Source organism: Desulfosporomusa polytropa, assembly GCF_055380075.1.
The window spans coordinates 1276953-1300506 of record NZ_AP042400.1 but is presented as its reverse complement, the minus strand read 5'-3'; the positions used below and the strand labels follow the sequence as shown (position 1 = coordinate 1300506).

Here is a 23554-nt window from a genome sequence, read left to right as displayed (position 1 = left end):
TATCGCCACCCTTTGACCTTATGAAATTTGTTCAGCTTCTACACGAATAACACTACCTACTTTACTTACTACTGACATACCCAGCAAGGTGTTCATGGCTAGCCGAATATATTCATCAGATACCCGATAGGTAATAAGGACAAGTTCGGTAGAACCTTCAACTTTTCGTTTTTGAATGACAGAATGTAAGCTGACCTGCTGCGCGCCAAATGCTCCGGCAATGGCAGCTAGTACGCCCGGTTTGTCTTCAACAAGCAGCCTAATGTAATAAGGGGATTCTGTCTTGCTGACCGGGTAAATAGGTTTTTGGCTAAAGCAGGTACATAAAATCCGACTGCTGACATTATGTCGAATGTCGCGCGCGGCATCAATTATATCAGCAACAATGGCACTAGCTGTTGGTAATTCACCGGCGCCACGTCCGTAAAACATGGTTTCGCCGACAGCATCGCCTTTGACAAATATGGCATTAAATACATCGTTTACTGCAGCTAACGGGTGACTAACTGGTAAAAATGCCGGATGCACACGGACAGTAATACCATGTTCATCTTGTTTGGCAATGGCTAGTAGCTTGATAATAAAACCGAGTTCTTTCGCATATTCAATATCTTGAATCGAAATGTTGGTGATGCCTTCGATCGAAACATCATCAAGTGTAACACGAGAATTGAAAGCAATTGATGCTAAAATAGCAATCTTGCGGGCAGCGTCAAAGCCGCCGACATCGGCTGTTGGATCAGCTTCAGCATAGCCTTTGGCCTGTGCTTCAGCAAGTACGTCGGCATAATCCATTTTCTCATTTGACATTTTTGTAAGCATATAGTTTGTCGTTCCATTAACTATGCCCATAATTTCAGTAATCTGATTGGCAGCTAAACATTGTTTCAGAGGGCGGATAATGGGAATGCCACCGCCCACACTGGCCTCAAATAGAAAATCAACCTGGCCAGCTTCCGCTGCTTCAAAAAGTTCACGACCATATTGGGCGACAACATCTTTGTTAGCAGTGACAACATGTTTGCCGGCTTTAAGTGCAGCCAACATATATTCTTTAGCTGGACTTTCTCCACCCATCACCTCAACGACAATCGAAATATCCGGATCGTTTAGGATTTCTGCAAAATCAGTTATGAGTTTAGCGGCTGGTATTACATTTCTAACTTTGTTAGGTTCCCTAACCAGTATTTTCTTAATTACAACTGGTTTCCCTACCTTTTGGGCAATATCCTGGGCATTATTTGTTAAAATTTTAACAACGCCGGTACCTACAGTTCCCATTCCCAGCAAAGCAATTGTAATTGCACTCATAGTCTGCCTCCTAAGCTTGACCTAAAACTTCTAGTCTTTTTACTCCATCGACCATTCTCAACTTGTCAAGCAGGGCCTCTAAGTCGATAACTAACTCAGCCGTTTCAATAGAGATTGTTGCATTGGCCACTCCTTGCAGTGGAATACCTTGATTAATAGTTAGCACGCTGCCATGATCGTTGGCAACGGTGTTTAAAACCCGTGACAGAACGCCTGATTTGTGTTCTAGCAGTAAAGCGATTGTTACAATCTTTTCTTTGCTTGCTTCGTAGAACGGAAATACATAATCCTTATATTTATAGTAGGCGCTGCGGCTTAACTCCATTTTTTCCACTGCTTCGTTGATTGTTCGGGCTTCGCCGCGTTTTAACAGCTCTTTTACTTTAATTGTTTTTTTAATGGCTTCGGGTAAAATTTCCTCCCGAACTAGATAGAAAATAGCTTTTTGTCCTGTAACCATAGTTCTCCTCCTTGGTACTGCTGTTGCGGATGGTTATCTTTATATGGTAGACATTATATCATCAAAATAACAGATTATACAAGCAAAAATACAAAAAAATTAGTCAGTCCGTTACAGACTGACCGGTAATTCAAGATAAAGTATTAGTTTATTTAAAATATGATACATATTAATCCACCACTACCGTCATTAACAATTTTCTGAAGCGTATCTTTTAGTTTCATTTGTGCATTTTCCGGCATACTTGTTAATTTATTTTGAATGCCTTCGCGCACTAGCTCATTTAACGATTTACCAAACAGGTTAGTACGCCAGATTTTTTCCGGCTCACCTTCAAATTCACGCATGAGGTACTGAATAAGTTCTTCGCTTTGTTTTTCGGTGCCAATAATAGGTGATATTTCAGCTTGCACATCAGTGCGGATAATATGTAAAGAAGGTGCTGAAGCTTTGAGCTTTACACCAAAGCGATTGCCTGTACGAATAATCTCTGGTTCTTCCAGGACCATTTCATCAAGTTGCGGTGGCACGATACCATACCCGGTTTGCTCAACATCTTCAAGCGCAGCTGATATTTTATCATACTGCCGTTTGGCAATTGACAGGTCTTTCATAAGCCGCAGCAAGTGATGTTCTCCTGTTATGGTAAAGCCGGTGAGTTCTTCAAGCACATTATAGAACAGGTCGGCACGCGCGGTCATTTCGATAACTGCAATGCCATTGCCAAGATCCATATCATGCAGAATTACATCGGCAACAAAATCGCAGCCTGACAAATCGTCAATTGCCCGGTCAATATCACGGAGGCGGCGAATATATTGAACTACATTACTAACAGCACCTTCAAATTTCAGGCGCAGCCAGTGGTCTTTATCAAGTTCTTCGACCCACTTGGGCAGGGTAATATTGACTTCTCTAACCGGAAACTCATAGAGTACCTCTTGCAAAATACCATAGATATCATCATGAGATAATTGAGCGCAATCGACCGGAATTACCGGTACATCATAAGCGCCTTCTAATTTTGCTACAAGTTCCCGTGTTTCTTTGGAATTGGGCTTACCAGTGTTTAGAATTACCAAGAAAGGTTTTTGTAGTTCTTTAAGTTCACTAATGACCCGCTCTTCCGCCGAGATATATTTATCTCGTGGCAGATCGGTAACAGTCCCATCAGTAGTAACCACTAAACCAATTGTAGAGTGTTCAGTAATTACTTTGCGAGTCCCTACTTCGGCTGCTTCCTGGAAGGGAATTTCGTTCTCGAACCAGGGCGTGAGCACCATACGAGGCCCGTCTGCTTCTTCATAACCTAACGCACCTTCAACCGTGTAGCCAACACAATCGACCACCCGCACTCTGACATTCACATTATCTTTCACATTAATTTCTACTGCCTCATTAGGAATAAACTTAGGTTCAGTTGTCATGATAGTTTTACCGCCGGCACTTTGCGGCAACTCATCTTTAGCACGTTCTTTATCATAGGGATTAGTGATATTAGGCAGTACCATAGTCTCCATAAAGCGCTTGATAAAGGTTGATTTACCCGTGCGGACCGGGCCGACTACACCAATATAAATATCTCCACCAGTGCGTTCGGCGATATCTCTAAACAGGTCGAATTTTTCCATCTGGCATATCCCTCCCTGATTACGGTAATTGTCATTATAAATATATGACAGGCCCCTTAAAATATTACAAAATAAAAAAAGTATGGTAACTAAAAAGTAACTTACCATACTTTATTAGCCACCATACTTTTTTATGCCAAGTTTATTTAATTCCAGTTTAAATTCGCAAGAGCAACTTCTTCGACCTCATGGGTACGGCCACGGGTCATTAACTCGAGAACGGCGTCTTTAGGAGACTTATTTTGATAGAGTACTTGGTAGAGTTGATCTGATATCGGCATCGCAACTTCATAGCGTATTGCTAGTTGGTAAGCGGCTTTAGCAGCTCTGACTCCCTCGACCACCATTGCTGTTTCGGCTTGGATTTCATCTATAGTTTTACCTGCTGCCAACATAAGTCCGGCGCGCCGATTGCGGCTGTGTACGCTGGTGCAGGTAGCAATGAGGTCACCAATACCTGCGAGTCCCGCAAAGGTCAGAGGATTTGCCCCCATGGCTATACCCAGCCGAGCAATTTCCGCCAGACCACGGGTCATAAGCGCAGATTTAGCATTATCGCCAAAGCCTAAGCCGTCAGAAAGGCCAGCCCCTAGTGCGATAACATTTTTTAGGGCGCCAGCTAACTCGACGCCAATTATATCAGGATTGGTATAAACACGGAAATAAGGCAGCATAAAAGCATCTTGAATATACTCAGCAACTTTGCGCGATTTAGCTGCAACCACAGTGGCGGCAGGATAGCGCAAAGCCACTTCTTCCGCATGGTTAGGGCCTGACAAGACAGCGATTTGTTCGGAAATCACCGGCAATTCTTCCGCAATAATCGCCGATAGCCGCTTCATGCTGGTTAACTCTAGACCTTTAGCTGCCGTAACAAGCATAGTCTCAGTTTTGATATAAGGAGCCAACTTTACCGCTGTTTGCCGAATCGCATGCGATGGGGTCACCAGTACAATCAGCGAAGCTCCTGTGGCGGCTTCTTCAAGTTTATGGGTAATAGTAACAGACTGAGGTAGTTTACAGCCAGGCAGGTATGTTGCATTTTCGCGGGTTACCTGGATCTGCTCAGATAGCTCAGGAGATCGTACCCATAGTCGAACAGCTGCATGCTTTTGCCCTAAGACTGAGGCCAAAGCTGTGCCCCAGCTGCCTGCACCAATAACGGCTATGTGCATTTTGGTATTGTCACTTCTCTTTCGCAGCGCCGGATTCAGTTTTACGACCGGCTTTAATTTTCGATTCTGTTCCATTTAATAATCGCTCAATGTTCGGTCGATGTCTGATAATGACAAATAAGGCAGCCACTATGCCAAAGTAAAAAAATTCCTGTCTAGCATTCAATAGCCACATGGTAACTGGAACTAAGGCAGCTGCGATAATAGATGCTAGAGAAACATAACGAGTAAGATATACAATAATTGCCCAGATAGTAAAGACAACCAGCGTAACCTTCGGCGAGAGCATGGCAATTACGCCCAGACCGGTAGCTACACCGCGTCCGCCTTTAAATCCGAGGAGTACTGACCAATTATGGCCAGCGATGGCCCCTATTCCACCAGCCAGCTCAGCTGCCGCCGTTCCCCCAATATAGTGGCCGAGAAGGACGCCAGCTATTCCCTTTACTGCATCTGTGAAAAATACCCAGAAGGCTGGCCAGGGACCCAGTGTTCGATAGGCGTTAGTTGCGCCAATATTTTTACTGCCAAACTGCCTTAGATCAACGTTATAGAACTTTTGGCCGATAATCAACCCATTGGGGATTGAACCAATCAAATAGCTGGCGACAATAACCAGCAAATATTCCATTTCTCCACTCCTTCAATTTGTTTACTCATCTTTCTCTTTACGTCCGCGAACAACCAGTTTGAGTGGAGTTCCTTCAAATCCAAAGGCTTCCCGCAATTTGTTTTCTAAAAAACGCAAATAGGAAAAATGCATGATCTCCGGGTCATTAACAAAGAAAATAAACGTAGGTGGCTTAACTTGCGGCTGGGTAGTAAAATAGATTTTTAGCCGTCGTCCATGCTCAGATGGCGGTGGATTGATGGCGGTTGCATCCTCAATTACTTGGTTAAGGACACTTGTTGCCACCCGCATCGCATGTTGATCAGCTACAAATTTAACAAGTTCGGTTACCCGCTGCACCCGTTGCCTGGTAAGGGCTGAAGTAAATAACACGGGTGAATACTGCATAAAACCGAATTCTTCACGAACAGTTTCGGTAAATTTCATTGAAGTCTTACTGTCTTTTTCAACGAGATCCCATTTATTGACGACAATAATACTAGCTTTACCTGCTTCATGAGCATAGCCAGCGATTTTTTTATCTTGCTCTGTTATACCCTCTTCGGCGTTAATAACCATGAGAACTACATCACAGCGGTCCACTGCCCGCAGCGAACGAATCACACTATAGCGCTCAACCGGCATATCAACCTTGGCTTTACGGCGCATTCCGGCGGTATCAATCATTACATAGGACTGCCCATCTTTAGTGAAATGAGTATCAATGGCATCTCTGGTTGTTCCGGGAATATCGCTGACAATAACTCGATCTTCGCCAATGATCGCATTAACTAAAGAAGATTTACCGACATTAGGACGGCCGATTACCGCCACCTTGATCTGATCTTTTTCTTCAGGTTCAATATGTTCTTCAGGCATGTTTTCAATCAGTTGGTCCAGCATGTCACCAAAATTAAGGGCATTAGTGGCTGATAGAGCAATCGGATCGCCTAATCCTAGATTGTAGAATTCATAAATGTCAGTCTCATTCTTCATATTGTCAACTTTGTTAACTACTAGTAAAACTGGTTTTCTAGTGTTGCGTAAAAGCACTGCCACTTCATTATCGGCAGTAGTCATACCTACCTTTCCGTCCACAACAAACATGATAACGTCAGCCTCGTCAATGGCCAGTTTAGCTTGATTGCGTATAGCGTTAAGCATTTTGTCACTAGTCTCAAATTCAATACCACCAGTATCAATCATGGTAAAATTACGACCCAGCCATTCAGAATCCATGTAAATGCGGTCACGGGTAACGCCCGGGGTATCTTCGACAATAGATAACCGGTTTCTACCGATATAATTAAATATAGTTGATTTGCCGACATTTGGTCGGCCAACGATTGCAACAATTGGTTTACTCATCAAATATCACCTTGTATCTTTCTAATAATCAACGATTGCTGTGCACAACAATCAAGGTCCGGTTAGCAATAGTTTTTCCGATACCTGTTGCGCTATACTGTATTACCGCCAGGCGGCAAGCAGTTGTTTTAAATCCTGAGCAAAGTAGGCCGCACGTACCGGAACATTTAATTTGGCAGCAATATGATCAAGTGTCATGTTATCCAGAAAAACAGATTCGCCTTTTCTAAGCGCCACTCCGGGAATAATAACAGCACTGCGAGGACCAGGAATTTTTTGTAAGGTTTCAAGAATATCGCCGCCTGTCAAAAGTCCAGTGACCGTTACGTTCCTGCCAAAAAACGTATTTTCTACGGGAATTATTCTGATTGTTAGGTTTGGAATACGAAACTCAGCCAAAAGCGGTGAGAAAATTTTCTCTGCAGAAACGCCACAAACAATATCAATATAGTGGGGTTCACAATACCCTGCCAGCGATACCGCTTCCTGCTCCCAATCAGCCAGGAAACTACGGACAAGACCAATTCCATTTTCAAGCTGTGGAAAGCCATCATACAATTCATAACTGGGAATTTCTTGACCAGCTGCGAGATAAAACTCATCAGCCAAATATACAAAGGATAGCTGGCTTTCTTGCCGGCATTTTTGCTGCCACTTATGTACTAGCTTAATTACGTCGACTGCGGCTGCAGGCGAAAATGGAGTCAATGGGTGACAGTTGTCACGATACCGAGTAAGGCCGACAGGCACAATGGCCAGTGACACCACCGCCGGGTGCATCGCATATAAATCACTGATGGTTTTCTCTAGTTCGCTGCCGTCATTAAACCCTGGGCACAAAACGACCTGAGTATGAAGCTCGATATCTTTTTTTACAAGCTCATTCAGCTGTTCCATAATGTTGCCAGCCTGCTTACTGCCAAGCATTTGCTTTCTAAGTTCACCATTTGTGGTATGTACTGAGACATACAGTGGTGACAAGTGAAGTTGGGAGATTCGCCGCAGGTCACGCGCAATCAGATTTGTCAAGGTAATAAAATTCCCATACAAAAAAGACAGTCGGTAATCATCATCTTTGATATAGAGACTATCACGCAGGCCTGCAGGCATTTGGTCAACAAAACAAAAAATACAATGGTTTGCACAGTGGCGTACATTGTCGAATACGGCACTTTCGAACTCTAGGCCTAGATCCTCATCATATTCTTTTTCAAAGACAATGAGTTCCTGTTCGCCTGAAGATCGTTCAATCAACAATTTAATTTCTTCCTCTGCCAGTGCAAAGCTAAGATCAATAATATCTTGAACAGCCTCTCCATTGACCTCAAGCAGACGATCTCCAGGCACAAGGCCGATTTCAGCACCGATACTATCTGGTATAACATTTGAGATAATGCCTTTATATGTCAAAGTATTCCCCCCTTCCTTTAATATTCCGTTAGTAGCTATAATTTCCTGCAACCTGTTTATTAAACGGAAAAATAAAGTGAGACTTCGCTTCAGTTAAATAAGAAAAGGCAGGACCTAAGCCTGCCGAGAAAGAGCTATTTTTTCGTATCGTCCTGTTGTTGTTTCGTCTCCTCTGACTTTGTGGGATTGTTACCCCGCTTGCCTTTCTTGGTTCCGATAAAGTTAGCAAACTCGGTGGAAGTGAAATTTTTAAGTTTGGCACCAGCTTCTTTTAGACTACCTGTGCTTAGCAGCAAAAAGACTGCGCCGCCGACAAGTAATAATCCTAAAATCCATCCCATCGATTTAGTCGCACCTGAAGCGCCACCAGCTGCCGAACCTAAACCGGTATTACCCGTTGCGCCAGTCGTCCCGGCAGCATTAGGTCCTGTGGGAGTGCTGGATTTCCCTAGCACAGTAGGCACAACATCAGAAAACAAAGCAATCCCTTTTTCGGCTGATTCACGATCATTAGTGTGAGCACCTACTTCCAGCAGCATAGAGCGCGGGTGCAGATCCTGATTGTAATCACCGCCTTTGGCAAAGAATATTCCTTTTACCAAGCCGGGATGTTGTTTGTCAGACGCTGCCTTTATCTGGAGTGCATAGTCTTCAATTTGTTTTCCTGTAGGTCCGTATTTACCGACAACAAGTTGGACTTTACTCACTTCTTGTCCATCAATGTTGCCTTTATATACCTGCGGTGGTACTGCATCACGATGAATATCAAAAACAGCATCAGGCTGTTCTTTTTTTATCAAATCCAGTGCTGTACGACGAGAACGCTCATAAGCCATATCGTCATGCGGATCATGCTTTGCCTGTGAGTGGACGACAGTAACTCCTTTTTTCTCTAATGATGCGGTAAAGGCATCGCCAACTTTGTAAATGCCGCCAGCTCCCAAGATGCTTTCTTCACCATCTGTAGGCACATAGGATTCGTCAGAGTGGGTGTGGTAAACAGCAACTTTACCGCCACCTTCTGCTTCGGCAATGGCCGGCTTAAGATAGGCTTTTAAGCGACCAAGTATACTTGTATCTTCATTATAGTAGGCAGATAAGTTAACATCCCCGAGAAATTTAGCATAGGCAATGTTTCCCTCAACGCGAATAACTTCATAGCGCCGGTTATTTTCAGTAAGTACCTGATCGCCAGCTTGCATTTTCCAACCGGTCATATACACAGAATTACCAGCTTCATCAACAACTGTCGAATAATTTCCATTGCTGCTTTCAGTAGCGTAGCATAAAGCACTTGTTGTAATAAATAACAGCGCCAGTAATGTAGTAAGAAACTTATTTATCACAGTTGTTTCCCTCCTTGTCAGAGGTATCGCTGTCTTCCATCTTCTTAGTCACTTCGTGATCCGCTATTTGTTTTTCTTTGGGATGTAATTCTTTACTAAATTCATATAATCCTTCAGGCCGGTTGGGGCCGAGTACTGGACCGCCTTGGATCTTTTCCCGGGTTTCGCCCACAAGTTCGGCAATCATTACTGCGACAATACCAGCGATAATGGTAACATCAAATGCTCCGGCCCCGCCAAGTGAAGTAGTGCCAGGAATGCCCAGACCTGAAAGTGTAATAATGTGGACAATATCACTGAGCACGACGCCTAGAACACCGCCGACAAAAGCGCTGCGACGAGAACGACCAGCTATATAGGCGATAAGGCCAGCTGCTAATCCATAGATTAGTTTGGGATCAAGAAACATGTTTTCCGGCTCATATGGCAGATAGCGCGAGCCTAATGATATGGTCGCAGCAACAAGCACTGCGGCTACAATTGCCCGTACTCTTTCGGCTGTTTCATCTGCTTTGGTAATTAAGTAGATGCTCAGTATAATGGGTAGCACTGCCCCGCCGACATTGATCGTAATCTCCATCGGAGAACGCATAATGGGAATGTCAATGAAACTGCCGACAACAATACCGGCAATAAATAGTAATGCTTGTTTATCCGTCATGCGCATGCGATCTAAGATTCGTTGAGCTAATCCAAAGTAAACCAGCACACTGACAACTAACAGTAAAATCATCCCAAGCGGCATATTCATCATGTTATCTCACCTCATAGCCCTGTAATGTTGATTTATCAAGGCTAGTTTGTGCTGTTACCGCTTAATTAATGCAAAAAGCATGGCTTTAAGCCATGCTTTTTTGCCTATTTTTTTCGCTCCGCAAATTGCGCTGTAGTAATTCCTCTGGCTGATAGCCATTCTCGACTGAAACCGGTAATTACCATCGGGACTGACCGTAGATCAGTGATAGTATGAGCACCGATCAAGAGCATGAAGCGTTTTATATCAATAATGAAATTTTCATACCAGCTGATAGCCGCTTCTAGTCCCTGGCAAGTAATTACTTTTAATACAGGACCGGCAATGCCTACTGCCATACCGCCAAGAGCAAGAGCTTTTACGACGTCAAGTGGTGTCCGCACGCCGCCTGATACAACCACATTCACGTCTGGTGTGACTGCCGACATTACTTCGACGGCTGCAATAGCAGTGGGAATCCCCCAGGACATCAGCTCAGCATCTAGAGTTAGCTGTCCGCGGGCAGCTTCAATGGCGAGAAAGTTGGTGCCGCCACTGCCGCCTACATCTATGACCTTAACGCCAATATCGGCAAGTGCTTGCGCTTGTTCACGGGCAATACCGCAGCCCACTTCTTTAACAATAACAGGCACGTTCACTTTTTTGACAATAGCTTCAATATGAGATAGATAGCCGCTAAAATTGCGGTCGCCTTCACTCATAATGATTTCTTGGCCGGCATTAAGATGAATCTGGATAGCCTGTGCACCAATCATGTCAACAGCACAAAGAGCAGCCTCAGGGGAAGCATGGGCGCCCAGATTAGCAAATATCACGCCATTTGGATTAAGCTTTCTTACCACTTTATAGGACTCAGCCGCCGCCGGGTCTTCAATAGCGGAATATTGTGATCCTACCGCCATCGCCACTCCTGTCAACCGGGCAAACTCGGCTAACTCACAGTTAATAGGCATGACATCGGCTGCGCCGCCGGTAATTGCATTAATAATAATGGGTTGTGACAAAGGGATGTCAGCAATAGCTGTATTGATAGTAATATCCTGCCACGCCAAATCAGGAAGGCAGTTATGCACCAAATGAAAATCAGTAAATCCGGCAGCCGCCGGGCCATCATCTAAGAGCAGAGAATACTTCAAGTGTTCCAATTTGCGTGACTGCCGTATCATGTGTTTTTTTAGTCCTCCCGCTTGAATAAATGACCAAACTTATCGCCAAGTGTAACTCCCGTTGAAGGAGCTTGAGTTGAAAGATAATCGCTGAATTCGGCTCGCTCTTTATCTTGTTCGGCTTGGGCGATACTAAGAGCAATCCGCTTGTTTTCTTTGTCGATAGCAAGGATCTTAACCGCTACTTGTTGACCGACGCTGACTATTTCTTCCGGACTTGTTACCCGGCGCTCAGCCATCTCGGAGATATGTACAAGTCCTTCAACCCCTTTTTGCAGCTCAACAAATGCACCAAACTTAGCCAATTTGCTAACTGTGCCAGTCAGGACAGTGCCTATTGCCAAAGTTTCAACTGTGGCATACCAGGGATCGCGTTCTAAATCTTTTAAGCTGAGTGAAAGTTTTTTTGCTTCAGGATCAACTTTAAGAACAACAACAGTTACTTCATCGCCAACATTGACAACCTCTTGCGGGGTTTTTACCCGCTGCCAGGACAAATCGGAAATATGGATAAGACCATCAATACCACCGACATCGACAAAAGCGCCAAAGTTAGCCAAGCGGCTGACTTTACCAGTAATGTTTTGCCCGACTGTCAATTTGGCAAACAATTCTTTTTCTTTTGCCGCTCGTTCTTGCGCTAACAACTGTTTTCGAGACAAAACTGCTTTTTGTTTTTCTCGATCAATCTCAATAGGAATTACTTGGACTGTCTGTCCGACAAATGGTTGCAGCTCTTCAACAAATCTAAGGTCAACCTGGGAAGCGGGAATAAAGCCGCGGATACCGAAAATACTTGAAACCAACCCGCCTTTAACAACTTCAGTAATAATAGTCTCCAGCGGTAGTTGAGCAGTAAAGGCTTGCTCTAATTTATCCCAGGCAGTAATTCGATCGGCCTGGACCTTAGACAGCTTGACTTGACCATCAGCACTGTCGGCGTCAAGCACCAATACCTCAATGACCTGCCCTACGCTTACAATATCAGCCGCCGTTTGCGGTGATGGATAGGCTAGTTCTGATAAGGGTATAACTCCTTCGGCCTTATAGCCAATGTCAACAAATACCTCATCATGCCGAACACCAACCACAGTGCCTTCTATAATACTACCATTCTCTACTTTAATAATATCAGTCATATGTAGTGATTCCATTTTTTCATATACCTCCTTAATTACCCAATCGGGCGTTGACGCTCCAGCTGTAATCCCGGCAGTTTGTACACCTGTAAACCACTCAGGCTGTAGTTCGTTAGCTGATTCGATGTGATAAGCAGCTGTGCAGATATCCTGGCAGACGTTGGCCAAACGAGCTGTATTGGCACTATTTTTGCCTCCTACAACAATCATAATGTCTACTTTTTTTGCCAAATTGATGGCTGACTGCTGCCTTAGATCGGTTGCCGTACAAATGGTTCGTTCAATCTTGAGTTCTTGGCATTTAGCTTGTAAAATCGTGACAATAGCTTGAAATTTATCGACCGCAAATGTAGTTTGGGCTACTACCCCCAGTTGGGAATAATATGGTAACGCTTCGGCCTCGGTAGGTGTTTCTACTACTGAAGCGGCTTGGTTTGTCCAGGCAAGAATGCTTTGAACTTCGGGATGGTGAGGTTCGCCAACAATAACTACCTTGTAGCCTGCTAGTAAGAGATCATGGGCCGCTTGTTGAGCCTTCTTTACATGCGGACAGGTGGCATCTACTACCTGCAATTGCTTGATTTCAGCCTGGTCGTATATGTCTGGGCCAACGCCGTGTGACCGGATAATGACTTTGCCTGCTGTTATTTCCTCCAGTTTATCAACCGTACTAATGCCTAATTCTTTGAGGTGGCTTATCATCTGCGGATTATGGATAATAGGTCCTAATGTATGTACCGGACAGTTTACTTCAAGCGAGCTTATGGCCATCTCGACAGCCCGTTTGACGCCGTAACAAAAACCTCGGTGTTCGGCCAATAAAATTTTCACGTTAGCCTCCTGCATGGTAGTCTTTGGTATAATCAAATCATCTTATTATTATAACCCCTTTATCCCTGTGTTTCAAATAAAAACCGCCACTATTCAGCCAAAGCTAAAATAGTGGCGGTTTTATTTCCCTAATCTAATTATTAGCTTGGAATGTTGGGCGGAGGATTGGGATTAACAGGACAAGACTGAAATGTGATCTCGGTGTTCATACCAACCGGCTTATTAGTTTTTAAGAGTTTTAACCACAGTCTGATCGAGTCAGCCAAGGTAATAACTGTGAGAATAATAAGGATAACACTAACAGTACCATTTGTAGTACCAAGAGTATCGCCACGCTTAAAGAACATTTGAACGTTCATTATGCCAGCGAGAATAACAGTTACTGATAAGAAGGCAAGCGGTGCAAAAGTTACCAAAGCATACCATTTCTTAGGGGCAATTTTAAGAATAATGGTTGTACCAAGAGCCAAAGCAATAACTGCCAAAAGTTGGTTGGCAACACCAAATAGTGGCCAGATAGTGGCTACGTCGCCGCTATAAAGCAAATAGCCCCAGCAGAAGGTTACGATACCACTAGTAAAGAGAATACCTGGCCACCAACTGCTTTCTTTAAGTGGAGAATACACGTAGGTACCGAGAATGTCTTGGAGAATATAACGGGCTACACGAGTACCAGCATCAATGGTAGTTAAAATGAAGAGCGCCTCGAACATTATGGCGAATTGATACCAGTAGCTCATTAGGTGCTTCATACCGCCGATATTGGAGAAGATATGAGCCATACCAACTGCCAGTGATACTGCACCACCAGGACGATGGGCAACGTCCATTTCTACCAAACGAGATAACTCTTTAATTTCAACAGTAGGAATCCCCAGTTTAGCAAATACAGCAGCCGGGCTGTTAATTGCAAAATAATCACCAGGCATAAGTACAACTGCCGAAATAATAGCCATTACAGCAACAAAACCTTCAGTGATCATGCCACCATAGGCAATCATGCGGGCTTGCGATTCAAGTTCAATCATCTTACAAGTAGTACCTGAACTAATCAGGGCGTGGAAACCGGAAATAGCCCCACAGGCAATAGTAATAAACAGGTACGGCCACCATGGTCCAGGAATAATCGGTCCGCCGCCATCCATAAATCTAGTGGTAAACGGCATATTGATCGCAGGCTGTACAATGAGAATGCCAAGGGCCAGAGCCAATATTGTACCAATTTTCATATACGAGCTTAAATAATCGCGGGGAGCTAACAAGAGCCATACCGGCAAAACAGCCGCAAAGAAGCCATAAAGCGGCAATGCGACTGATAACTGTGGTTTGGTAAGATTAAAGATATCGGCAATACCAGCCCAAGGCTGACCAGGGCTCAGCCAGTGACCGGTAAATACTGCAGCCAGTACTAAGAAGAAACCTACAATTGAACCAGAACGAATGGCGCCTGGGCGAATTTTAAACATATAAAGGCCAACAAGGATAGCAATCGGGATGGTCATCGATAACGTGTATAAGCCCCAAGGATTTTTAAAGAGAGCGTTTACAACAACGATAGCCAAACCGGCAAGAGCAACAATAATAATGAAAAGAATAGCAAGGGACGTTGTTACACCACTTACCGGACCAACCTCACGCCGGGCAATAACGGCCAGCGATTGACCATTATGGCGTATTGAGGCAAATAGAATAATGAAATCGTGAACTGCACCAGCAAATACAGAACCTAGCAAAATCCACATAAAACCAGGGCCCCAGCCATACTGGGCAGCCAGTACCGGACCAACAAGCGGACCCGCACCAGCGATGGCAGCAAAGTGATGACCAAATAATACCCATTTGTTAGTGGGAACAAATTCACGGCCATCATTGCAGCGATAGGCAGGAGTTACGTTAGCATCATTTAATACAAGAACTTTTGCGGAAATAAAAGCTGAATAATACCTATATGCCAGAACATAAACACAGACAGCAATTACTAATAGACTAACAGAATTCATTAAATAAGTCCTCCTTTCAAAATAAGAAATAGAACACAAAGAAGAGCCTACATAGTAGCCACTAGCCTCCTTTCGTTAAAATTTTCTTTATATTTCAAATAATACAGCATATCGTAGCTGCAAGCAATATGTATGTGGTGAAATGACAAAAAACCAGGATGAAATACATTATCATCCTGGTTAATTGCAGAATTTTTTTACATAGTTACATGACAAATTATAAGCCAAACATTTTTTTAAGTTTTGAAACTTGTTGGCGGCTTACGGGGACTTCTTCAGCTAATCCCTCTAATATTAGATTATAAGTACCATTAAACCATGGAATTATCTCTCGGATTTTTTCAATATTAACCAGATAAGCACGATGTGTGCGGAAAAACAAATGTTCATCAAGGCGAGACTGCAAATCTTGGAGAGGCATATTAGAGTAGTAGCATTTATGAGAAGTATGAATGGATAATTGGCCCTCCGCACAACATACAGCGATAATGTCTTTTGTGTCAATTACGGAAGCTTTACCATTGTGCTCTATCGCCAGTTTTTGTAGGCTATAGGGTACAAACAAGTCATTGTCTTGCTTCTTGGAATTTGCTGGCACAGATTCAGAGAGTAATGTACGAACTTTTTCAATACATTTAGCCAGCCTTTTTTCAGAGAAAGGCTTTAGTAAATAATCGACGGCATTAAGCTCAAAAGCCTTTACGGCAAATTCTTCATGAGCAGTCGCAAATACAACCAGTGGTACTACGTTAGCAATACTTAATTTTTCAGTAGTCTGCAGGCCGTTTAAACCTGCCATTTCAATATCCATGAAAACTAAATGTGGATTGAGTGATGCTGCGGCATTAATCGCTGCTTCACCGCTTGAAAACTCGCCAACAATAGTAACTTCCTTGAATTGTTCTAATAGATATTTTAACTCACTACGTGCTGGTTCTTCATCATCAATAATCATAACCCTAATTGTCTGTAATTGATTAGCCATTAACAACCACCTCGACATCAATAGGAATATGAAGTAATACGGTTGTCCCCTGTCCTTCTACACTGTGAATGGTGAGAGCATGTTTGATTCCATAGATGGCTTTAAGGCGTTCGTTCACATTGGTCAGTCCCACTCCTGCCCCTTTGCCAAAGCCAGCTTCCAACACTTGTTCCTGGATATCGGGGGGAATGCCTTGGCCATTGTCAGTTATGGAAATTTCAACTTGCCGTCCGATTGTTTTAGCTTCAATATGAATGGTACCACCATTAGCTTTAGCTAAAAGGCCATGTTTGACAGCGTTTTCCACCAAGGGCTGAAGTGTGAAAGTAGGAATTAATATATCCATGGTATCTGGTGAAACAACTTGTTCAATAATTAGCCGATCCCCAAACCGAGCCTGTTCCAGGGTTAGATATGAGTCTACATGCTCCAATTCTTCTTTGAGGGTTACAAAATCACGGGCCGATTTTAGACTGCGGCGGAAGAATTCGCTCAATTCTATTAAAAGTTTACGTGCTTTATCTGGATTGGTACGACAGAAAGAAACAATAGTATTTAACGAATTAAATAAAAAATGCGGATTAATCTGGGCTCTGAGCGCTTTGAGCTCAGCCTTTGCTGCTAATTCGGCCTTATGCTGGAGAGCTGATAATTCAAGCTGTGTGCCAAATACCTGCCCAAGACCTTGGGCAAATTCAATATCAAGTGCTGTAGGCTCCTCTTCATGGGCATAATACATTTTCAACGTGCCGACTATCTCGTCCCGACAATATAGCGGTACTACTATGGCTGACTTTAAGGGACAAGCGGGTACATTACAGCCAATGTCTTTCTGGGTATGTGCAACAGTAATCTGTTCTTGAGCCAGACAGGCTTTGGTTAGCTTAGTAACTATCTGCATTCCTTTGGCATGGTGATCACTGCCTAACCCAATATGGGCTAAGACCCGTTCCAAATCAGTAATTGCTACTGCTGCAGCTGATGTCATGCTTAATATGTTAGCAGCTACTTTTTCTGCCGATAACGAATTTAATCCCTGCCGAAAATGGGGTAAGGTAACATTGGCTATCCGAAGTGCTCTGTGTGTTTGCAGAGCAGCAATTTTGGTCTGATGTTCTCGAGCATTATGAATAATAATCATAAAGATGGCAATTCCAAGCGAGTTGGCCATTGCCATAGGAATAGTAATTTGTTTAACCAGCGATAAGGCTGTTTCATAAGGTTTAGCAAATAATATAATTAACCCCATGCTGAGTAAAATAACGCAAATACCAGTAATTATACCAGTAATCCATTCGGGAGCTTTAGGTTTTGTGCGCATGTGAATGTAACCTGCAAGGATACCGCCAAGCAAAGTAGCAATGCTGCATTGCAGAGCCGTGTAGCCCCCCAAACAAAGGCGCTGAATACCGCTAATGAGGCCGACTGCGGTGCCTACTACCGGTCCGGCTAGGAGGCCCGCAACAATGGTTCCCGTATCTCGGACATTAGCAAGTGCTCCTTCAATCGGAATACCAAAATAGGTACCGGCAATGGAGATTAGTGAAAAGATAAAGATTAATACTAGTTTCTCACGGATAGTAGTATTTTCTTTGAAAATTAGGCGAAATGCTTGTGTATGCGATAAAACATAGGCGAAAACAGCGATTATGGCAATCCGCTGCACTAAGATTATGGATAAGTTTGTATCCAATACTTCAATTGTAGTGTTCTCCATGCTTATACCTGCTTACTTACTAATTATCTGCTTTTTGTAAGAGCTGACTAATTTCAGCCATAACCTGGGTACTCATTATTTCCATACTCTCTTTGCCGGCAATATCGCGGTTAAGCAGAATCGGTTTGCCAAAAATTACTCGAAACTTAGGCAGCACTTGGTTATCACGAAATATTTTATTTGTGCCAATAATTGCAGCCGGTACAATCGGAACGCCGGACTTAAGCGCCAACAGAGCCAATCCTGCTTCTGGAGATCCTAATTTTCCATCTTTACTACGGGTTCCTTCCGGAAATATTGCAAGAATAGACCCATTTTCAAGGAGTCTCAACGCAGTGCGAATGGCAGTTCTGTCGGCTGCACCGCGCTTTACGGGAAAAGCTCCTAATTTGCTTATGATCCAGCCAAATACAGGATTTGCAAACAACTCTTCCTTAGCCATAAAGTGAACCTTACGCGGTAGGGCAGTGCCAATTACCGGTGGATCCCAAAGACTTATATGATTGGCGGCAATGATAACGCCGCCTGCAGGAACATTCTCAATCCCGGAAGTTCTCCAGCGAAATAAGGATGAAAAAAGAATGGTAAAGAAAAATCGCAATAACTCATACACCAGTCAATTTCTCCCTGCACAATTCTACTATTTTTGTGACCGCAGCATCAATAGATAATTCGGTAGTATCAATGGTGACAGCATCAGCTGCGGCAATTAAAGGTGCGAGTTCCCGCTCTCGGTCTTCCTTATCCCTAGAAGCAATCTCAGCTTCCAGTTCAGTTAGCTTAATAGTATACCCTTTCTGCGTTAACTCCTGCCAGCGACGTTTCGCCCGTTCGGCAATAGAGGCTGTCAAAAAAACTTTTATATCAGCATGTGGTAAAACATGAGTACCAATATCCCGACCGTCCATAATAACGCCACCCAGCCGGGCCATGTCTTGCTGTAATTTCAACATAACCGCTCTAAGTTCGGCTACTTGGGCTGCTTTGGGTACAAGCCGACTAACTTCTGGGGTGCGGATCGCTTCAGTAATGTCTTGGCCAGCAATAGTTACATTGGTTTTACCATTTATATATTCCAGCTTCAAATCTAGGTTACGCGCTAATTCAGCAATTGCTTGATTCGTAGGTTCGCCGCCTTGTTGGAGTGCCTGCCAGGCAACGGCCCGATACATAGCTCCGGTATCTATATAGTTATAGTCCATTTTTTGGGCAGTAAGCTTAGCTACAGTACTTTTCCCTGCACCAGCCGGCCCATCAATGGCAATAATTAAGCGCTTCATGAGTTGCCTCCCTGTTAGTCCTGTCTTAATTTCGATAAAACTTCAAAAAAGTCAGGATAAGAAATTTTCACACAATCAGATTCTTTAATTTCAACACCTTGCGCAGCTAACCCAGCAACCGCCAGTGCCATGGCCATACGATGATCATGGTGGGAATCGCAGCTGGCAGAGTTTAATATTTGCGGTCCGTCGATAACAAGGCCATCTGGATTTTCAGTAATTCTAGCTCCCATTTTCCCCAGTTCTAAAGCAACTGCCCGTAAACGATCAGTTTCTTTTACACGGAGTTCTTCTGCCCCTTTGACAACCGTTTGCCCTTGGGCGAATAAAGCAGCTACGGCAAGTATGGGAATTTCATCAATAAGACGTGGGATAATCTCTGCTTCAATTGTCACGCCTTTGAGAGTTGCTGTACGAACAACAATATCAGCTACCGGTTCCCGACCACTCCACCGCTCATTGGTAATGGTTATATCTGCGCCCATTTGCTGTAAAATATCAAGAATACCAGTACGTGTCGGATTGATACCCACATTGATTAATACCAATTGACTATTAGGAATTATCGAAGCAGCTATCAGCCAGAAAGCCGCTGAGCTGATATCACCAGGAACATCAAGCTGCTTGGGAGCTGCAATTTTTTGTACTGGTTCAAGGATAATGGCTTTACCTGTCCGTTTGACAGGTATCCCAAATGTTTCAAACATGCGCTCAGTATGATCGCGTGAGGGCATGGGTTCAGTAAGGGTGGTGGGCGTATTGGCGTAAAGTGCTGCCAGTAATATAGCTGATTTTACCTGGGCGCTGGCAACAGGCATATCGTATTCAATCCCCTGCACTTGTTCAGCCTTGCTGATGGCCAGTGGTGCATAGCGTGATTGACCACGTCCTGCTATTTTTAAGCCCATTTGGGCTAACGGTGTGATTACTCGAGCCATCGGACGTTTTCTAAGCGAAGCATCACCTGTCATTACACTAAAAAACGACTGCGCACCCAATAAGCCAGTTAACAGCCGCATGGTAGTTCCCGAATTACCAGCATCAAGTACATCATTAGGCTCACTCAGTCCATAGAAACCATTACCTTTGACAGTAAGTACACCGTCCTCATCTTGTTCAACAATTACCCCCAAGGCTCGCATACAGTGGATTGTTGACCAGCAGTCAGCTGCATGCAAAAAGTTTGTTATTGTCACAGGTGTATCAGCAAGCCCAGCCAGCATGATGCTGCGATGCGATATTGACTTATCTCCGGGAATAGTGATTGATCCGGTTAAACCAACGGTTTTTTGTATTTTCATGGTTTCACCCATAATCGTAATCGACCCTCTTTGCTATTTAATTTTGTTAGTTAATGTTCGACCGAGTACGGCAGTTAAACTACTCAATTCAACCATAAGCTGAGTAAAATTTCCAGGAGTTAGTGACTGTGGTCCATCAGACAAGGCTTCCTCCGGGTTTTGATGCATTTCGATTAGCAGTCCATCAGCCCCAGCAGCGATAGCAGCCTTAGACATGGGACTAACCCAGCGCCAACTGCCTGTACCATGGCTGGGATCAACAATAATAGGCAAGTGGCTTAGATGTTTAATTACCGGTATAGCGGTCAAATCCAAGGTATTTCGTGTATAGGTTTCATACGTACGAATACCCCGTTCACACAGTACTATTTGATTATTGCCACTTGACAGGATGTATTCAGCAGCCATTAGCCATTCTTCCATGGTTGCCGCCAGACCTCGTTTAAGCAAAATCGGCTTTTGGCTCAAGGCTACTTCCTTGAGTAATACGAAGTTTTGCATATTACGTGTACCAATTTGCAGCATATCTACATGTTCTGCCATTAGCTCTACACTACGCGGATCAGTTATTTCCGAGATAACCGGCAAAGCTAGTTCACGTCCTACCGATTTGATTATTTCGAGTCCCTTTTTTTCAAGTCCTTGAAAACTATAAGGTGAAGTACGTGGTTTATAAGCGCCACCGCGCAGCATAGCTGCCCCAGCTGCCTTGGCACTTACGCCTGCTTGATAAAGCTGTTCATAACTTTCAATCGCACATGGTCCAGCAATAATTGGGATCGATTTCCCACCAAAACTAACCTTGTCAACTGTAACAACCGTATTTTTTTGTTGAAATTCTCTGCTGGCCAATTTGTAAGGGGTTTCGACAATCAGAACTTTATCGACACCCGGCATTCTTTCGTATAACTCGGGGTTACAGGCAGATAGGTCACCGTTGGCTGTAATAATTTTATTATTCAAGCCCGTTATCAAGTGACCATCTAATCCTAATTGACGAAGCTTATCTAATACCCGGTTTACTTGCTCGGTAGTAGCTGCATTCATCAGAATAATCATAATAGGCCTCCACAAATATACAAAAATGTATTATTTATAATTCCCTGCCTAATAAAAATATCCTCTAATCTTTAGCAGTTGTTGGCAAATTTCCGTAAACTCATCCTGGGAAAGACAAAGTACGCTAATGTTTATAAACAACCTTGCCAACAACAACAATAGCACTCTGGCTTTCGAGCAACGTCCCATCTATCGGCAATATCATGTCACTTTTATGGGTATCAATAATAAACTGAGCAGGCTTCGTCAGCTTGGCAGTGTCAATTTCAATATAATCACCATCATATACAGTAACTTCGACTTCTCCCCTGGAGAAATTACCGACCGCTTGACCATTTACTGTAAGCATAGCATCTCCCCTATTAGCCAACGGAGTAATCATGCGGATGGTAATACCTTGACCAAAACGTAAGGAACGTATGGATTTAGCGATAACTTGATCAATTGTGGTCAGTTTCATAGAAGCAACCCGGGAAATATCAGCAGCATACATAGTCGTAGGCGCCGTTATCTGTTCACCCTCCAGATTATCTACTAGGGATAAGTATTTCCGGGTTTCAGCGTGTAAGAGGAGAGCCTGCACAACGAATAACAGGATAACAGCAGTTGCTGCCAGTCTGATAAGCAGGCGATCAATAGCAGCAAAGTATTTACGGCGAAACCTGTTATTCCGGTGTTCCATAAGACTTCCCCCTAGCGAAGTTTGATGTTAGTATTCAGTTGCAGCATACTTGCCAGCCACATAACCGGTAGAAAAGGCTGCTTGCAAATTAAAACCACCGGTGTAACCGTCTACGTCGATGACCTCTCCTGCAAAAAAAAGTTCTTTGACCAGTTTAGACTCCATAGTACGGGCATCTATTTCTTTGGTGCTGACACCACCTGCGGTTACGATAGCTTCCGCGACCGGCCTGGTTTGGGAAATTGTAAATGTTAGATGCTGTAAAATTTCCAATAAACGAGCGCGTTCTTCTTTAGTAATCTGATGGACAAATTTATCTTGGTCAATAAATGACAAATCAATAACGACAGGAATTAGTTTAGATGGCAACAATTCATGCAAGGAATTTTTAAGTTGTTTTTTGGCAAATTTAGTAAAATCTCGCTGCAACCGCTTGTCCAAAATCTCAGTGCTAAGTGCAGGTTTAAGATTAATTTCTATTGTTACTTCTTTTTCAGGAGCAGAAATAAATAGTTCTGCGACCTTTTTGCTCAAGGACAAAATTATTGGTCCAGACAAGCCGTAGTGGGTAAATAACAACTCGCCAAATTCATCAGCTGCCTTTTTTTCGTTACATATAACAGTTGCCGTAACATTTTTAAGTGATAGTCCCTGCAGATCGGTTATCCATTCTTCCGCGACTTCCAATGGTACCAAGGATGGTTTGAGCGGTACAATGCTATGCCCGATAGCCTGAGCCAAGCGATAGCCATCACCAGAAGAACCTGTGCCTGGATAGGACGCGCCGCCTGTTGTGACAATTACAGCATCAGCGCGATATTCTGCATCACACGTAACAGCGCCAACAGCTTGGTCACTCTCTATAATTAGTTTTTTCACAGGCTGCCCTACTTTAACCACAACATTGAGCTTGGCCAATTCCTGAGCAAATATTCTAATGACATCTTTGGCTTGATCACTGACTGGGAAAACACGCCCGCCGCGTTCGACCTTTGTGGGCAAGCCGGCCTGATTGAAAAACTCAATACTATCAAGATTACTAAAGGCATGAAAGGCACTGTACAAAAAAGAACCATTTCCTGGCATATTTTTTACTAGATCAGAAACATCACAGTTATTTGTAATATTACAGCGACCTTTTCCCGTAATGAGTATTTTTCGACCAATATCTTTCATTTTTTCCAATATGGTTACCTTGGCACCGTGTTGCGCAGCACTGACTGCGGCCATAAGGCCAGCGGCACCGCCGCCGATGATAAGAACATGCTTCATATTTTCACACTCACTTTAAAATTAGTATTGTACTGCATTTAGCAAAAAACCCTTATT

20 protein-coding genes are annotated in these 23554 nt (G+C 43.5%); all 20 read right to left on the bottom strand.

The window, feature by feature from the left end:
• Positions 1 to 18: 18 nt before the first annotated feature.
• The 20 genes from ACZ449_RS08070 to ACZ449_RS07975 all read right to left on the bottom strand — a co-directional run bounded on the left by ACZ449_RS08070 (position 19) and on the right by ACZ449_RS07975 (position 23497).
• Positions 19 to 1311: a homoserine dehydrogenase gene (locus ACZ449_RS08070; protein WP_464260512.1), complete on the bottom strand. Its 1293-nt coding sequence runs from the start codon at positions 1309 to 1311 to the stop codon at positions 19 to 21.
• 10 nt (positions 1312 to 1321) lie between these two features.
• Positions 1322 to 1771 (bottom strand): ACT domain-containing protein, encoded by a 450-nt coding sequence (locus tag ACZ449_RS08065; protein ID WP_464260511.1) that lies wholly within the window; start codon positions 1769 to 1771, stop codon positions 1322 to 1324.
• 152 nt (positions 1772 to 1923) lie between these two features.
• Positions 1924 to 3402, bottom strand: a complete 1479-nt coding sequence (gene spoIVA, locus ACZ449_RS08060; protein ID WP_464260510.1) for a stage IV sporulation protein A — start codon at positions 3400 to 3402, stop codon at positions 1924 to 1926.
• A 146-nt stretch (positions 3403 to 3548) separates the two neighbouring features.
• Positions 3549 to 4652, bottom strand: coding sequence for an NAD(P)H-dependent glycerol-3-phosphate dehydrogenase (locus ACZ449_RS08055; RefSeq protein ID WP_464260509.1), 1104 nt, complete (start codon positions 4650 to 4652; stop codon positions 3549 to 3551).
• Positions 4588 to 5208: a glycerol-3-phosphate 1-O-acyltransferase PlsY gene (gene plsY / locus ACZ449_RS08050; RefSeq protein ID WP_464260508.1), complete on the bottom strand. Its 621-nt coding sequence runs from the start codon at positions 5206 to 5208 to the stop codon at positions 4588 to 4590. The genes ACZ449_RS08055 and plsY overlap by 65 nt, the downstream gene beginning before the upstream one ends.
• A 21-nt stretch (positions 5209 to 5229) precedes the next feature.
• On the bottom strand, positions 5230 to 6555 hold the full coding sequence (der, locus tag ACZ449_RS08045) for a ribosome biogenesis GTPase Der (protein WP_464260507.1): 1326 nt from the start codon (positions 6553 to 6555) through the stop codon (positions 5230 to 5232).
• 102 nt (positions 6556 to 6657) lie between these two features.
• Positions 6658 to 7965 (bottom strand): DUF512 domain-containing protein, encoded by a 1308-nt coding sequence (locus ACZ449_RS08040; RefSeq protein ID WP_464260506.1) that lies wholly within the window; start codon positions 7963 to 7965, stop codon positions 6658 to 6660.
• 134 nt (positions 7966 to 8099) lie between these two features.
• Positions 8100 to 9311: a stage II sporulation protein P gene (gene spoIIP, locus ACZ449_RS08035; protein WP_464260505.1), complete on the bottom strand. Its 1212-nt coding sequence runs from the start codon at positions 9309 to 9311 to the stop codon at positions 8100 to 8102.
• Entirely contained in the window at positions 9301 to 10065 is a 765-nt protein-coding gene (locus tag ACZ449_RS08030) for a DUF1614 domain-containing protein (RefSeq protein ID WP_464260504.1), read from the bottom strand. Before ACZ449_RS08030 ends, spoIIP begins: the two co-directional genes overlap by 11 nt.
• Before the next feature lie 104 nt (positions 10066 to 10169).
• Positions 10170 to 11231: a type 2 isopentenyl-diphosphate Delta-isomerase gene (fni, locus tag ACZ449_RS08025; RefSeq protein ID WP_464260503.1), complete on the bottom strand. Its 1062-nt coding sequence runs from the start codon at positions 11229 to 11231 to the stop codon at positions 10170 to 10172.
• Positions 11232 to 11239: 8 nt separating this feature from the next.
• On the bottom strand, positions 11240 to 13201 hold the full coding sequence (locus tag ACZ449_RS08020; protein ID WP_464260502.1) for a bifunctional 4-hydroxy-3-methylbut-2-enyl diphosphate reductase/30S ribosomal protein S1: 1962 nt from the start codon (positions 13199 to 13201) through the stop codon (positions 11240 to 11242).
• A gap of 140 nt (positions 13202 to 13341) precedes the next feature.
• Complete coding sequence (locus tag ACZ449_RS08015) at positions 13342 to 15201, bottom strand: carbon starvation CstA family protein (RefSeq protein ID WP_464260501.1); 1860 nt, start codon at positions 15199 to 15201, stop codon at positions 13342 to 13344.
• 217 nt (positions 15202 to 15418) lie between these two features.
• Positions 15419 to 16186 (bottom strand): LytR/AlgR family response regulator transcription factor, encoded by a 768-nt coding sequence (locus ACZ449_RS08010; RefSeq protein ID WP_464260500.1) that lies wholly within the window; start codon positions 16184 to 16186, stop codon positions 15419 to 15421.
• Positions 16179 to 17903: a LytS/YhcK type 5TM receptor domain-containing protein gene (locus ACZ449_RS08005; protein ID WP_464260499.1), complete on the bottom strand. Its 1725-nt coding sequence runs from the start codon at positions 17901 to 17903 to the stop codon at positions 16179 to 16181. The genes ACZ449_RS08010 and ACZ449_RS08005 overlap by 8 nt, the downstream gene beginning before the upstream one ends.
• Positions 17904 to 17922: 19 nt before the next feature.
• Positions 17923 to 18516, bottom strand: coding sequence for a lysophospholipid acyltransferase family protein (locus tag ACZ449_RS08000; protein WP_464260498.1), 594 nt, complete (start codon positions 18514 to 18516; stop codon positions 17923 to 17925).
• Positions 18509 to 19183: a (d)CMP kinase gene (gene cmk, locus ACZ449_RS07995; RefSeq protein ID WP_464260497.1), complete on the bottom strand. Its 675-nt coding sequence runs from the start codon at positions 19181 to 19183 to the stop codon at positions 18509 to 18511. The genes ACZ449_RS08000 and cmk overlap by 8 nt, the downstream gene beginning before the upstream one ends.
• 14 nt (positions 19184 to 19197) lie before the next feature.
• Entirely contained in the window at positions 19198 to 20496 is a 1299-nt protein-coding gene (aroA, locus tag ACZ449_RS07990) for a 3-phosphoshikimate 1-carboxyvinyltransferase (protein WP_464260496.1), read from the bottom strand.
• 21 nt (positions 20497 to 20517) lie between these two features.
• Positions 20518 to 21543, bottom strand: a complete 1026-nt coding sequence (aroF, locus tag ACZ449_RS07985; protein ID WP_464260495.1) for a 3-deoxy-7-phosphoheptulonate synthase — start codon at positions 21541 to 21543, stop codon at positions 20518 to 20520.
• A gap of 124 nt (positions 21544 to 21667) precedes the next feature.
• A complete protein-coding gene (locus ACZ449_RS07980; RefSeq protein ID WP_464260494.1) occupies positions 21668 to 22225 on the bottom strand; it encodes a hypothetical protein in 558 nt (185 codons plus the stop codon).
• A gap of 27 nt (positions 22226 to 22252) precedes the next feature.
• The gene (locus tag ACZ449_RS07975) at positions 22253 to 23497 is read right to left on the bottom strand and encodes a BaiN/RdsA family NAD(P)/FAD-dependent oxidoreductase (RefSeq protein ID WP_464260493.1); all 1245 of its coding nucleotides are present in this window, start codon (positions 23495 to 23497) and stop codon (positions 22253 to 22255) included.
• Positions 23498 to 23554 lie beyond the last annotated feature (57 nt).

What these genes read in the sequence shown, in the direction of transcription:
- der (WP_464260507.1), bottom strand. Translation starts at nt 6,555, where the DNA reads ATGAGTAAACCAATTGTTGCAATCGTTGGCCGACCAAATGTCGGCAAA.
- ACZ449_RS08030 (WP_464260504.1), bottom strand. Translation starts at nt 10,065, where the DNA reads ATGATGAATATGCCGCTTGGGATGATTTTACTGTTAGTTGTCAGTGTG.
- ACZ449_RS08015 (WP_464260501.1), bottom strand. Translation starts at nt 15,201, where the DNA reads ATGAATTCTGTTAGTCTATTAGTAATTGCTGTCTGTGTTTATGTTCTG.
- aroA (WP_464260496.1), bottom strand. Translation starts at nt 20,496, where the DNA reads ATGGGTGAAACCATGAAAATACAAAAAACCGTTGGTTTAACCGGATCA.
- ACZ449_RS08065 (WP_464260511.1), bottom strand. Translation starts at nt 1,771, where the DNA reads ATGGTTACAGGACAAAAAGCTATTTTCTATCTAGTTCGGGAGGAAATT.
- ACZ449_RS08005 (WP_464260499.1), bottom strand. Translation starts at nt 17,903, where the DNA reads ATGGAGAACACTACAATTGAAGTATTGGATACAAACTTATCCATAATC.
- ACZ449_RS08010 (WP_464260500.1), bottom strand. Translation starts at nt 16,186, where the DNA reads ATGGCTAATCAATTACAGACAATTAGGGTTATGATTATTGATGATGAA.
- ACZ449_RS07980 (WP_464260494.1), bottom strand. Translation starts at nt 22,225, where the DNA reads ATGGAACACCGGAATAACAGGTTTCGCCGTAAATACTTTGCTGCTATT.
- fni (WP_464260503.1), bottom strand. Translation starts at nt 11,231, where the DNA reads ATGATACGGCAGTCACGCAAATTGGAACACTTGAAGTATTCTCTGCTC.
- aroF (WP_464260495.1), bottom strand. Translation starts at nt 21,543, where the DNA reads ATGATTATTCTGATGAATGCAGCTACTACCGAGCAAGTAAACCGGGTA.
- ACZ449_RS07975 (WP_464260493.1), bottom strand. Translation starts at nt 23,497, where the DNA reads ATGAAGCATGTTCTTATCATCGGCGGCGGTGCCGCTGGCCTTATGGCC.
- spoIVA (WP_464260510.1), bottom strand. Translation starts at nt 3,402, where the DNA reads ATGGAAAAATTCGACCTGTTTAGAGATATCGCCGAACGCACTGGTGGA.
- plsY (WP_464260508.1), bottom strand. Translation starts at nt 5,208, where the DNA reads ATGGAATATTTGCTGGTTATTGTCGCCAGCTATTTGATTGGTTCAATC.
- cmk (WP_464260497.1), bottom strand. Translation starts at nt 19,183, where the DNA reads ATGAAGCGCTTAATTATTGCCATTGATGGGCCGGCTGGTGCAGGGAAA.
- ACZ449_RS08055 (WP_464260509.1), bottom strand. Translation starts at nt 4,652, where the DNA reads ATGGAACAGAATCGAAAATTAAAGCCGGTCGTAAAACTGAATCCGGCG.
- ACZ449_RS08070 (WP_464260512.1), bottom strand. Translation starts at nt 1,311, where the DNA reads ATGAGTGCAATTACAATTGCTTTGCTGGGAATGGGAACTGTAGGTACC.